Origin of the sequence: Rhodococcus chondri (assembly GCF_036327435.1) — a bacterium.
GTDB classification, from domain to species: Bacteria; Actinomycetota; Actinomycetes; order Mycobacteriales; family Mycobacteriaceae; genus Rhodococcus; species Rhodococcus chondri.
The window spans coordinates 1-12,439 of the sequence record NZ_JAUZMZ010000057.1 but is presented as its reverse complement, the minus strand read 5'-3'; the positions used below and the strand labels follow the sequence as shown (position 1 = coordinate 12,439).

Annotated in this window: 13 protein-coding genes; 8 read left to right on the top strand and 5 right to left on the bottom strand. The window is 66.8% G+C overall.

The window, feature by feature from the left end; all coding sequences use genetic code 11:
* Positions 1-79 precede the first annotated feature (79 nt).
* Both Q8814_RS11980 and Q8814_RS11975 read left to right on the top strand, forming a co-directional pair.
* Positions 80-748 (top strand): DUF3239 domain-containing protein, encoded by a 669-nt coding sequence (locus Q8814_RS11980; RefSeq protein WP_330152243.1) that lies wholly within the window; start codon positions 80-82, stop codon positions 746-748.
* Between the two features lie 16 nt (positions 749-764).
* On the top strand, positions 765-1,328 hold the full coding sequence (locus tag Q8814_RS11975; RefSeq protein ID WP_330152242.1) for a GNAT family N-acetyltransferase: 564 nt from the start codon (positions 765-767) through the stop codon (positions 1,326-1,328).
* Between the two features lie 7 nt (positions 1,329-1,335).
* Here the strand turns inward: Q8814_RS11975 and Q8814_RS11970 are convergent, their stop codons facing one another.
* Both Q8814_RS11970 and Q8814_RS11965 read right to left on the bottom strand, forming a co-directional pair.
* Positions 1,336-2,322 carry an LLM class F420-dependent oxidoreductase gene (locus Q8814_RS11970; protein ID WP_330152241.1) on the bottom strand — a complete coding sequence of 329 codons (987 nt, stop codon included), beginning with the start codon at positions 2,320-2,322 and terminating at the stop codon, positions 1,336-1,338.
* 88 nt (positions 2,323-2,410) lie between these two features.
* The gene (locus tag Q8814_RS11965; protein WP_330152240.1) at positions 2,411-2,902 is read right to left on the bottom strand and encodes an NUDIX domain-containing protein; all 492 of its coding nucleotides are present in this window, start codon (positions 2,900-2,902) and stop codon (positions 2,411-2,413) included.
* A 171-nt stretch (positions 2,903-3,073) separates the two neighbouring features.
* Here Q8814_RS11965 and Q8814_RS11960 point away from each other — a divergent pair, with 171 nt between their 5' ends.
* A complete protein-coding gene (locus tag Q8814_RS11960; protein WP_330152239.1) occupies positions 3,074-3,994 on the top strand; it encodes a sigma-70 family RNA polymerase sigma factor in 921 nt (306 codons plus the stop codon).
* 16 nt (positions 3,995-4,010) lie between these two features.
* Positions 4,011-4,424 carry a VOC family protein gene (locus tag Q8814_RS11955; protein WP_330152238.1) on the top strand — a complete coding sequence of 138 codons (414 nt, stop codon included), beginning with the start codon at positions 4,011-4,013 and terminating at the stop codon, positions 4,422-4,424.
* Here the strand turns inward: Q8814_RS11955 and Q8814_RS11950 are convergent.
* Positions 4,346-5,005, bottom strand: coding sequence for a carboxymuconolactone decarboxylase family protein (locus Q8814_RS11950; RefSeq protein ID WP_330152237.1), 660 nt, complete (start codon positions 5,003-5,005; stop codon positions 4,346-4,348). The genes Q8814_RS11955 and Q8814_RS11950 overlap by 79 nt on opposite strands.
* Before the next feature lie 112 nt (positions 5,006-5,117).
* On the opposite strand from Q8814_RS11950, the gene Q8814_RS11945 reads away from it, so the two are divergent.
* Positions 5,118-6,311: a pyridoxal phosphate-dependent aminotransferase gene (locus Q8814_RS11945; protein ID WP_330152236.1), complete on the top strand. Its 1,194-nt coding sequence runs from the start codon at positions 5,118-5,120 to the stop codon at positions 6,309-6,311.
* A gap of 3 nt (positions 6,312-6,314) precedes the next feature.
* Positions 6,315-7,319, top strand: coding sequence for an AraC family transcriptional regulator (locus Q8814_RS11940; RefSeq protein ID WP_330152235.1), 1,005 nt, complete (start codon positions 6,315-6,317; stop codon positions 7,317-7,319).
* 25 nt (positions 7,320-7,344) lie between these two features.
* Here the strand turns inward: Q8814_RS11940 and Q8814_RS11935 are convergent, their stop codons facing one another.
* The gene (locus Q8814_RS11935) at positions 7,345-7,770 is read right to left on the bottom strand and encodes a VOC family protein (protein WP_330152234.1); all 426 of its coding nucleotides are present in this window, start codon (positions 7,768-7,770) and stop codon (positions 7,345-7,347) included.
* A gap of 121 nt (positions 7,771-7,891) precedes the next feature.
* Between Q8814_RS11935 and thpD the strand changes: the two genes are divergently transcribed.
* A complete protein-coding gene (gene thpD, locus Q8814_RS11930) occupies positions 7,892-8,782 on the top strand; it encodes an ectoine hydroxylase (RefSeq protein WP_330152233.1) in 891 nt (296 codons plus the stop codon).
* A 72-nt stretch (positions 8,783-8,854) separates the two neighbouring features.
* On the opposite strand, the gene Q8814_RS11925 is transcribed toward thpD, so the two are convergent.
* Positions 8,855-9,937, bottom strand: a complete 1,083-nt coding sequence (locus Q8814_RS11925; RefSeq protein WP_330152232.1) for a 3-deoxy-7-phosphoheptulonate synthase — start codon at positions 9,935-9,937, stop codon at positions 8,855-8,857.
* A gap of 269 nt (positions 9,938-10,206) precedes the next feature.
* On the opposite strand from Q8814_RS11925, the gene Q8814_RS11920 reads away from it, so the two are divergent.
* Positions 10,207-12,439: molybdopterin oxidoreductase family protein (locus Q8814_RS11920; protein ID WP_330152230.1), on the top strand; the 2,233-nt coding region annotated here is incomplete at its 3' end.

Here is a 12,439-nt window from a genome sequence, read left to right as displayed (position 1 = left end):
AGTGCCGTTTTGCGCATTCTGCTCGAGCGGCCACGGGTATCACGAACGGCGCCTTACGCCGTTCCCATAAGCTGGCTGTGTGCGCCGATTCGAGTTTCCCGTCGACCTGCCCCACGCCAAGGCCGTCAACCAGACCCTTGCCGAAGTGCGCAGTCTGCGCCGGTCCGCGATCGTGGTGGCGCTGCTGTGCGCTGCCGGTGCGGTGTGGCTCATCGTGCTCGGCCGTCCGTGGTCGTACGTCGTGGGCGCGGTGCTGATCGTCGCGGCCGTCACGTCGGTGTGGGTGGCGTTGTGGGCGCCGCGCAAGGTCGGCACGATCGAGCAGCTCTACCACGACGGTGAACTGGTCCCCGCGATGGTGGCCGTGACACGGGCCCGGGGCATGACCCTGCTCGCCCTGATCGACATCGCCAAGCCCGAGAACCCGGATCGTCACTATGCGCTGGTTGCACGGGATGTCCAGGCGATTCCCGGGCATCGGGCCCGGGTCGGGGAGCGGGTGCCGTGCGTCGCGGTCGAGTCCGATCGCACCACCCGCAACAAGTCGGGGGTGTGGGAGATGGTCAGTCCGATGCCGCTCGCCTGGGGTACCCGCGACAGCGCCGTACTGGCCCGGGCAACCGCCGCCATCGACGAGGCAGAATGGAAACTGCTGAAGAGCAAACTGCCGTTGTCCGAGCAGGTCGATACGACCGACTCCCGGCGTCTCGAACTGGACACCGGAGAGTTGCCGCGCGAACTGCGATGACCCGAATTGTGTTGATATGGAGCCATTCACACTGACCGACGGTTCGGTCGTCCTCTCCCGGCCCGAACCCGGCGACGTCGATGCGATCACACAGGCCTGCCGCGATCCCGCAATCGCGGAATGGACCACGGTGCCGTCGCCGTACAGTCGCGCCGATGCGGCGCACTTCGTCGGCGATCTCGTCCCGTTCAAATGGGCGAACGGCTTTCCCGACTGGGCCATCCGCACGAGCTACACCGGCCGCCTCTACGGAATGGTCGGTTTCGCTCCACGCGGTGAGTCCGCGCCGGAGATCGGCTACTGGGTCGCACCGGAGACGCGCGGGCAGGGGCTGGCAACCGCGGCCGTGAAACTGGCGTGCGACTTCGCGTTCCGGTCCGACGGCATGGGTTTGTGGCGGCTCGAGTGGCGCGCGTTCGTCGGCAACTATCCGTCGGCTGCCGTCGCACGCCGGACCGGCTTCCGTTTCGAAGGCGTCGCGCGACACGGACTGGTGCAGCGGGGCATCCCGCGCGACGTGTGGGTCGCCGCGCTGCTACGCGACGACCCCCGCGCACCGACCGGCGGCTGGCCGCTCTGAACGTGGTTCACGCGAGGTGCGGGAGCACTTCCTTCTCGAGCAGCTCGATGCCCGACGTGTCGTACGCGGCTTCCGGGAAATAGAAGATGGCGTAGCCGAGACCGCGCTTCTTCAGTGCCGTGAGATTCTCGACGATCTGCTCCGGAGTGCCCACCGCGGGCATCCCCCGGAAAGCGTTCAGCGCGGCGTCGGCCTTCTCCGCACCGACGCTCGGTTCGAGCCGCGCGCGGAGGTTCTCGAGCCGGTCCTGCACCTCGGCCTCGGTGCGGCCGATTGCGACGTTGAAGTTCGCCGAGCGCACGATCGCGTCGAAGTCCGTGCCGACGTCCGCGCAGTGCCGGCGGAGGATCTGCGATTTGCGCTCGAAGACGTCCGGTGTGCCGTCGAAGTTGGTGTACTGCGCGTACTTCGCGGCGATCTTCAACGTCACCTTCTCGCCGCCACCGGCGATCCACAGCGGGATACCGCCGTCCTGCAGCGGCAGGGGACGGCAGATCGCACCGTCGACCCGGTAGTACTTTCCGTCGAGTGTCGCCACGCCGTCGGTCCAGGCCTGCCTGAAGATCTGCACGCCCTCGTCGAGGCGGCCCAGCCTCTCTCCCGCCGACGGGAAGCCGTACCCGTAGGAACGCCACTCGTGTTCGTACCAGCCACCGCCGATACCCATCTCGATGCGGCCACCGGAGATGATGTCGGCGGTCGCGGCGACCTTGGCGAGGTAGGCCGGATTCCGGTAGCTCATGGCCGTGCACATCTGCCCGATACGCACCTTCTCGGTGACCGCAGCGAACGCCGAGACGAGCGACCAGGCCTCGTGAGTGGCCTCCTCGGTGGGCGCCGGCACCGTGTGGAAATGGTCGTACACCCAGATCGATTCCCACGGGCCGCTGTCGGCGCGCAACGCGAGGTCGCGCATGACCTGCCACTGGTCGGCGGGGTCGATGCCGACGAGGTCGAGACGCCAGCCCTGGGGGACGAAGTACCCGAAACGCATGTAGGTCCTATCTCGAGTCGGCAGCGATACCGGGTAAGTATCTCCGAGCATGCCTGCCCGTGCAGACCGTCGCGGCGAACCCGGACACTCACTCGACTCTGTAGCGGTGGCCGAATTCGTCGAGCTGCGCGCGCAGCGCTTCGAGAATCGGGCGCTGCCCCTTGTGCAACCTGGGCTCGGCCTCGGGTAACGCCCACCATCGAGCCGCGTCGACCTCCGGGAACTGCTGGATCTTTCCCGACCGAGGGGGCCATTCGAGGTCGAAGGTGTTGCTGGCGACGAACCGCAGCTCGTCGGAGGTCTCCCCCGCGTACACGCTGACGATCTTCCCGGACGGCTGCTTGTATCGGCCGAGCAGCGTCAACGGCACGTCGGGGGCAGGAAAGCCGCACTCCTCCTCGAATTCGCGCAGCGCGACCTCTCGCGGGTCCTCCTCGTCGTCGTACACGCCCTTGGGAACGGACCATGCTGCTTCGTCCTTGCCCTTCCAGAACGGCCCACCCGGATGCACCAGCCACACTTCCAGCAGTCCGGTGCCGTCGATCCGGTACAGCAGCAGCCCTGCGCTCGTCACCGTCATGATTCGTTAACCGACTGGCGGAGAACCATTTTCCGATTCTCCGGCGCTGCACGTCGGAGAGCGCGCAGACAGATCTCGTGGTGCAGCCTCTCGAGTGTCGATGCCACAGATTACGGTGTACCCGCTTCGCGTCGTACTTGTCCACCGCTCCCCTCCCGTAGCATCGTGGATATGCGCGCACGGGGGCTCGCGGAATCGTTCGAAGAGCAGCGTGGCCATCTGCTGTCGGTGGCATACCGGCTCACGGGCAGTGTCGCCGACGCGGAAGACGCCGTGCAGGACGCCTGGCTGCGCCTCGACGGGGCCCACACCGACCGCATCGACGATCTGCGAGCGTGGCTGACCACGGTCGTCGGCCGGCTCTGCCTCGACAGATTGCGATCCGCCGCCACGCGCCGGGAACGGTATGTGGGGCAGTGGCTTCCCGAACCGATCGTCACGCCCCTCACCGGCGCCGCACCTCCGGATCCGCTCGAGCAGGTGATGCGGGACGAGGAGAACCGTCTCGCCGCGCTCATCGTCCTCGACACCATGACACCCGCGCAGCGCGTGGCTTTCGTGTTGCACGACGGATTCGGGGTGCCGTTCGACGAGGTCGCGCGCATCCTCGAAGTCGAGATCCCGACGGCTCGGCAACTCGCGTCGCGGGGACGCAGAGCGGCTGCCGACGCTCCCCCGCCGGTCCCCGCCGACGAACACGAGCATGCCGTGCAGCAACTCATGTCGGCCCTGGCCACCGGGAACATCGACGCGGTCGTGGCCGCACTCCATCCCGATGCCCGAATGATCGGGGACGCCGGCGGCACGACCCGTACGGCACTCAACGTCGTGGTCGGTGCAGACAGGTTCGCCCGGTTCTACCTCGGCCTGCTGCGTCTGTACGGCGCGGAGAAACTGATGGCGTACGAGCCGGCGCTCGTCAACGGAGAGTTGGGTTTTCTGAATCCCGGGTCACCCGGTGACGACATCCACGAGGGTTTCCCGGCTCGGATCACGGCGGTCACCGTCCGGGACGGACGTGTCTGGGCCGCATACGACATGGCAAACCCGGCCAAGCTCCGCGGTGTGCGGATGCCGCCCGGACAGGAGTGAGGCAGACAGGAGTGAGATGGACGCCCGAATCAGCTTTGTGACCCTCGCGGTCGACGACGTCGCCCGGTCGCGCCGCTTTTATGTGGACGGTCTCGGCTGGGCCGCGTCGGTCGAGGTGGCCGATGAGGTCGTGATGATCCGTGTCGGCACCCATGTGATGTTGTCGCTGTGGAATCGCGCCGACTTCGAAGCCGAAGTGGGTCCCACCGCGCGCGGCGGCATCCCTCCCGTGACCCTCGCCCACAACGTCGCGACCCGCGAGGAGGTGGACGCGGTTCTCGAGACCGCGCGCGGCGCCGGGGCCGATCCGGTGACCGCGGGCACCGAACGCGCATGGGGCGGCTACACCGGCTACTTCGCCGATCCCGACGGCTTCCGCTGGGAGGTCGCCTGGAATCCGGGCCCGCTCGCCGACATCGTGCTGCCCTGAGCCGGTTCGTCGTGCACCTGCCACGGCACCCGGCACGCGTCCGTGCTGAATCCCTGATCGTGGATCCCGAGCGCGGAGTTCATGCGGGCACGCATGTTCTCGAGCGCGATCTGGTACGTCAGTTCCACAACTCCGGCAGGGCCGAACCGCCGCTCGAGGTCGGCAACCTGCTCGTCCGTCACCGCCTGCGCGACATCTCCCGTCATCGCGTCGGCGTACTCGATCGCCGCCTTCTCGTCGTCGCTGTACAGATCCGAGGTCGCGTAGTCGGCGATGTGTTCGAGCCGCGCGGTGTCGAGACCGTCGAGGCGTTGGAGCATGGTGCCGAAGTCCACGCACCACGAGCAGCCGACCGTCCACGCGACCCGGTACACCGCGATCTCCCGCACATTCGACGGCAACTGCTTCGACGCGCGGTCCGCGAGCATTTCGTGGACCATGCTCGCTCGTAGCAATCGCGGATGATGTGCGAGCACCGTCGCCGGCTCGGGCACCTCGCCGAACATCCGGGTGGCCGCCTTGTATGCCGCCTTCGTCACCACTCCCGCCTCGCGGGGAGTCACCGGTGCGATCCGTGCCATGATCTGCCTCCTTGTTCTCCGTGAGTTCCCTTCATCATTGGGACGAGACAGCGCCCGCGGATGTGACACGACCGGAAACTCGTGGCCGTCTGGGGACGGCTACGCTGCAGAAATGGTTGATTCGACGTCCCAGGGCCGGAGCCGCACCGTCGCCCGTCTGCGACCGTTCGCCTCCACGATCTTCGCCGAGATGACTCTGCTGGCCGTCGAGCACGATGCGATCAACCTGGGGCAGGGATTTCCCGACACCGACGGACCGCCCGAAATGCTCGAGGTCGCGCGCCGGGCCATCGCCGACGGCGTCAATCAGTACCCGCCCGGTTCGGGGATGCCGGTGCTGAGTGCCGCAATCGTGGCGGACCGCTCCGATCGGTACGGCCTCGAGCACGACCCGGACACCGAAGTGCTCGTGACGGTCGGCGCGACCGAGGCGATCAGTGCTGCCATCCTCGGTCTCGTCGAACCCGGCGACGAGGTGCTGCTCACCGAACCGTACTACGACTCCTACGCGGCTGCCGTCGCACTGGCCGGCGCGACGCGCAGGACCGTGCCGTTGGAGCGGTCCGGAGCCGGATTCGTGGTGGACGTCGATGCGCTCCGCGCGGCGGTCACCGACCGCACCCGGATGCTGGTCGTCAACACCCCGCACAATCCCACCGGAACCGTGTACGACGATGCAACGCTCGCAGCCATCGCGGAGTTCGCGTGCGAACGCGATCTGCTGGTGCTCTCCGACGAGGTATACGAGCATCTCGTGTTCGACGGGCGTCGGCATACTCCGCTCGCATCCCTGCCCGGTATGGCGGAACGCACGGTCACCGTGTCGTCCGCCGCGAAGACCTTCAACGTCACCGGCTGGAAGATCGGATGGGCGATCGGGCCGCGTGCGCTGATCGACGGCGTACGCGCCGCCAAGCAGTTCTTGACCTTCGTCGGCGGCGCACCGTTCCAGCCCGCTGTCGCGCACGCCCTCGCCCACGAACAGGCCTGGGTCGTGGCGATGCGCGACGACCTGCAGCGCAAGCGGAATCTTCTGTCCGTCGCACTACAGGAGGCGGGTTTCGGCGTACTCGATTCGGCCGGGACATATTTCGTCTGCGCCGACATCACACCGCTCGGGTTCGACGACGGCGTGGCATTCTGCCGGGCGTTGCCCGAGAAGATCGGTGTGGCAGCGGTTCCCGTCAGTGTCTTCGTCGACGATGCCTCATCGTGGAATCATCTGGTGCGGTTCGCATTCTGCAAGCAGGACAAGGTACTGACCGAGGCGGTCCGACGGCTCCACACACTCGGGGAGGCACTGTAGAGAATGTCGGCACCCACGATTCCGTCCGACTTCGTGAGCCGGGCGGTGCAACTGGCCGCTGCAGAGGGCGTCGATCTGTCGCCGGCGCTGGACTCGGCCCGGATCAGCCGCGCGGTACTGGCGCATCCGCACGCTCGCCTGACACCCGAGCAGGTCAGCCGGTTCACACAGGTCGTATGGCAGATCACCGACGACGAATTGTTCGGCCTGGGGCCGGGCCCGGTACGGCGCGGGTCGTTTCGGGTGGTGTGCCTGACGTTGATCCATTGCCCGGATCTCGCGCATGCACTGAACCGCATGATCGAGGTCAACCGGGTGATGCAGTCGCTGCCGAGACTGCGCCTGACACCCGGCGAGACGACCACCTACCTCGACGTGGAACTTCCCGACGAGGTGACCGAGAAGACGCGCGTGACGGTCGATTTTCAGCTGATGCTGCTGCATCGGTTCGCGGCGTGGCTGGTCGGGGGCAGGGTTCCATTGGCGTCGGTGGCCTTACCGTATGCGGAACCCGACCCCGTTCTGGCCCGCAGTTACGACGCGATGTTCGGTGTTCCCGTCACGTTCGGCGCAGGCCGGGCGGCGCTGGAGATCTACAGCACAGCGCTGCGTTCGCCGCTCGTGCAGACGGAGGAATCCCTCGAGGAGTATCTCCGCGATTCGCCCAACCTGATGTTGTCGGAACGCGAATACGAATCGACGGTGTCGGCTCAGGTGCGGCGCATCTTCGAATCCGGCATCAACGGTCGTACCGCGACCGCCGAGGACATCGCGGGAATGCTGAACGTGAGCCCACCGCACCTGCGCCGGCTGCTCCGCCAGGAAGGCACGTCGCTGGGACAACTCCGTGAGGAGGTGCTGCGCGACCTCGCGATCGCCGGTTTGCGGCGCGGCGAGTCGGTCGACGATCTGTCGGGCCGGTTGGGGTTCTCCGAGCCGAGCGCGTTCCGCCGGGCGTTCAAACGCTGGACCGGCAACACCCCGCGCTCCTACCGCGAGCACCGTTAGCTGTTGCCGGTACAGCTGCCCCGGGTCAGCAGACGCAGAACTCGTTGCCCTCGGGGTCGGCCATCGTGATCCATTCGTACGGCCCCTGCCTGCCACGATGCAGCACGGTCGCGCCGGACGCCGCGAGCCTCTCGGCGAGAACTTCCCGGTCGGCGTCGGCCCGGATGTCGAGGTGCATCCGGTTTTTCCCCGTCTTCCCTTCCGGAACAAGTTGAAACAACAACCGTGGTCGGGCCGGGGTCTGCGGATCGGAAATCGCGGCGCCTGCCTTCCAGACCAGTTCGCCGTCGAAGACCTGCGTGTCGTCTTCGCTCGCATGACCCGCCGCGATCACACCGCGGATGAACTCCTCGTCGCTGGGTTCGACTCGCCATCCGAGCGCCTCGGCCCACCATTTGGCAAGCGCATGCGGGGTTCGGGAATCGACCGTTACCTGAAATTCGTATCCCATGGGCCGACGGTACCGCCGGCCTCCGACACCCTGCATTCCGCTCATCTTGCATAACCCATCACAGAATGGGAATGTCGGGGAAGTGAACCGTTATCGATATACGAGAGGGTGATACGAAACCATGCGCACGGCGGTCAGGGACGAATATCCGACGCGGAGCCGGGCAAAGTGCGAATCCGGAGTGAGGACAGATCCGGTGGTGTGGGGTTCCGCCACCGACGGCCCGCTGGACGCGAGAGCGGTCACGGAGTACGACCAGCGCGGATTCCACACCGCGGAGGCACTTCTCGCGGCGAACGATGTCGGAAATCTACTGGAGGAAACCTCACGACTGGGTCGTGAACTGGGCGACGACGAGCGCGTGGTCCGCGAGCAGGGCAGCGGCGACGTACGTTCGGTGTTCGACGTCCATCGTCTGAGTGGCCTGGTGGATTCGATCGTCCGGCGCCCCGAAATCGCCGGTATAGCCCGGCAATTACTCGGGTCCGACGTGTATATCCATCAGTCCCGCCTCAACGTCAAGCCGGGGTTCCGTGGTGGGCCGTTCTACTGGCATTCGGACTTCGAGACGTGGCACGCCGAGGACGGGATGCCGAAGCCGCGGGCGCTGAGTATCTCGATCGCCCTGACCGAGAACTACGGGTACAACGGCGGTTTGATGATCATGCCGGGATCGCACCGGACGTTCGTCTCGTGTGCGGGGGAAACTCCCGACGACTACTACCGCGAATCCCTCGTGACCCATGTTCCGCCCACCGGTTCGCCCGACGAGGACACCCTGACGCGGATGGGCGCCGAGTTCGGTATCAAGACGTTCCTCGGATCTGCCGGTTCGGCAACAGTTTTCGATTCCAACTGTATGCACGGCTCGAACGGGAACATCACTCCCTTCCCGCGGTCGAATCTGTTCGTCGTGTTCAACAGTGTGGAGAACACCCTCGTCGAACCGTTCGCGGCCCGCAAGCCGCGGCCCGCTCATCTGGGAAGCCGCGATTTCACCCCGCTGCGGTAACTCCTGCGGTGCGCTTGCGTGGGTCGCCGCCGGACGGGAATCGGCCCGGAGGCCGGTTCCCGTCCCGAAACCTCAGGACCGGCGGGCGCGCACGGCCTCGGCGAGCCGGTCGAGCTGGTCGGCGGTGGTCGACCAGTCGATGCACGCATCGGTGATGGACTTGCCGTATTCGAGGTTGTCGGCCTCACCGAGGGTCAGGTCCTGACGCCCTGCCTCGATGAAGCTCTCCAGCATGAGGCCGACGATGCCCTGCTCGCCCGCCTCGAGACGGGCAGCGATGTCGTTGACGACGTCGACCTGCTTCTCGTGGTTCTTGCTGCTGTTGCCGTGACTGGCGTCGATCACGACACGCTCGGGCAGCCCGCCCTTGCGCAACCGCGCCATCGTGTCGGCGACGGTCTCCGCGTCGTAGTTGGGACCGGCGGAGCCGCCGCGCAGGATCACGTGGCAGTCCGGGTTCCCCATGGTCTCGATGAGGGCGGCCTGCCCGTCGAGGTCGGTGCCGGGGAACACGTGACTCGCAGATGCCGCGCGGGTGCCGTCGACGGCCACCTGCACGTCGCCCTCGGTGGAGTTCTTGATACCGACCGGCATCGACAGGGCGCTGCACAGCTGGCGGTGCACCTGGCTCGCCGCGGTACGGGCGCCGATCGCGCCGTAGGTGACCAGGTCGGCGTAGTACTGGGGAAGGATCGGATCGAGGAACTCGCATCCGACCGGAAGTCCGAGGCTCGAAACGTCGAGCAGCAGCTTGCGGCCGATCCGCAGGCCGGTGTTGATGTCGTAGCTGCCGTCGAGGTGCGGGTCGTTGAGCAGACCCTTCCAGCCGAGGGTGGTACGCGGCTTTTCGAAGTACACGCGCATCACGATGTGCAGGTCGTCGCGCAGTTCGTCGGCCTTCGCGGCGAGGCGGCGCGCGTAGTCCATGGCGGCGACGGGGTCGTGCACCGAGCACGGTCCGACCACCACGACGAGACGGTCGTCGGTGCCGTTCAGGATGTTGACGGTATCGGCTCGACCCGACCGCACGGTCGCGGCGACGACGTCGTCGGGAGCGTATTCGGCGCGGATTTCCGACGGCGCGGCCAGAGGGCTGATGCGGACGGTGCGCTGCTCGTCGAGATGGTCGGTGGAGATTCCGGTGGTGGAGCTCATCTGGGGTTCATTCCTCTTCTCGGTGTCTGTGTCCGACCCGGAAGAACCCTGTAGATCCCAGCGAGCCGGTCGTGCTTCCGGCTCGTAGGTGAAGAAGTCAGCGCGTGGTCACGCCGACCGACCCACCCAGGGCCGGCCTGCTAAACCAGAAATACGCGCGCTGCATGAGAGTGCACACTACCAGAGCCCCGGGCAGGCACCGCGGCACCCCTGCCCTGCCGGCATGCGCGAGGGCGTTTGATCCCGGTTCTCGCGGGTATCGCGGAGCTATGACGCACACAGATCGCATCGGGGCGCCGTGGGGCACCCGCACGCCGTACGGGCCCGGCGAGACGTGGCCGACCAGGGTCGATATGTACCTCAGCGACGGGGTGAACGAGGACGACGTCGACGCCTGGGTGCAGTCCGCGACGATCCTGCACTCGAACGGGGACGCACTGGACATCGCCGTCAAGGACGGGCACATCGTCGGTGTGCGAGGCAGAGCGGTGGACCGGGTCAATCACGGCCGTCTCGGACCGAAGGACCTGTTCGGCTGGCAGGCCAACCATTCGCCGGACCGACTCACGAGGCCACTGATCCGGCGGGACGGCAAGCTGGTCGAGACGGACTGGGACACCGCGATGGAGGCCGTCGCCGGCCGCACGAAAGATCTGCTCGCGGAACGTGGCCCGAGCTCGATCGGTTTCTACACCACCGGACAGCTGTTCCTCGAGGAGTACTACACGCTGGCGCTGATCGGCCACGGCGGCATCGGCACCAACCACATGGACGGCAACACCAGGCTGTGCACGGCGACCGCGGCGGCGGCCCTCAAAGAGTCGTTCGCGTGCGACGGCCAGCCCGGCTCCTACACCGACATCGACCACGCCGACGTCATCGCTCTCTACGGCCACAACATGGCCGAGACCCAGAGCGTGCTGTGGGCGCGGGTACTCGACCGGCTCGCCGGCCCCAACCCGCCCGCGCTCGTCTGCGTCGACCCGCGGGAGACGCCGGTGGCCCGGGCGGCGACGGTTCACCTCGCCCCCCGGCCCGGAACCAACGTGATGCTGATGAACGCGCTGCTGCACGAGATCGTGCACAACGGCTGGATCGACCAGGATTATCTCGATGCGCACACCGTCGGATTCGCAGAGCTGCAGAAGCAGCTCGCGGACTATCCCCCGGAGCGGGCCGCCGAGGTGTGCGACGTGCCGCTCGCCGATCTGCGGGAGGCCGCCCGCCTCCTCGGCCGCGCCGAGCGATTGCTCTCGACCGTCCTGCAGGGTTTCTACCAGTCGCACCAGGCCACCGCCGCCTCGGTGCAGGTGAACAATGTCCACCTGATCCGCGGCATGCTCGGCAAACCGGGGTGCGGGGTACTGCAGATGAACGGCCAGCCCACCGCGCAGAACACGCGCGAATGCGGCGCCGACGGTGACCTGCCGGCGTTCCGGAACTGGGCGAACGACGAGCACCTCGCGGAGCTCGGACGAGTGTGGAATGTCGATCCGATGCGGATCCCGCATTACACCGCCCCCACGCACCTCATGCAGATGATGCGCTACGTCGAGGACGGCTCGATCCGGTTTCTCTACGTCAGCGGCACCAACCCCGCCGTGTCGTTGCCCGAACTCGGTCGAATCCGCGAAATCCTGTCCCAGGAAAGACTTTTCCTCGTCGTTCAGGACATCTTCCTGTCCGAGACGGCTCAGCTCGCCGACGTCGTGCTCCCGGCCGCGACGTGGGGGGAGAAGACCGGCACGTTCACCAACGTCGACCGCACCGTGCACCTGTCGGAGAAGGCGGTCGATCCACCCGGGCAGGCCCGATCGGATCTGGATATCTTCGTCGACTACGCGCACCGGGTCGGGTTGAAGGACAGGGACGGGCAGCCACTGGTCAAGTGGTCCACACCGGAGGAGGCGTTCGAGGGCTGGAAACAGTGCACGGCCGGACGGCCGTGCGACTACACCGGCATCACATACGACAAGCTGCGCGGCGGCAGCGGCATCCAGTGGCCGTGCAACGACGCGAATCCCGAGGGCACCGAACGTCTGTACCTCGACGGGAAGTTCTGGAGTTCGCCGCAGTACTGCGAGAGCTACGGCCGCGACATGGTCACCGGAGCTCCGCTCGAACCGACCGAGTACAAGGCCATGAACCCGATGGGCAAGGCGATCATCAAGGCCGGGGAATACCTGCCACCGCACGAGGTGACCTCCGACGAGTTCCCGTATCTACTGACCACGGGGCGCACGTTGTATCACTTCCACACCCGCACCAAGACCGGGCGGGCACCGCAACTGCAGCAGGCCGCTCCCGAGGTATGGGTGGAGATGTCCGAGCCCGATGCTCGCCGGCACGGTTGGACGGAGGGCGACCTGCTGCGCATCACCACCCCGCGTGGCCGGGTGGACGCGAAGCTGCGGGTCTGCGGCATCCGCTCCGGCGTGTTGTTCCTGCCGTTCCACTACGGCTACTGGGACATGCCGGGCGGGTACGAGCCCGACGGCACCG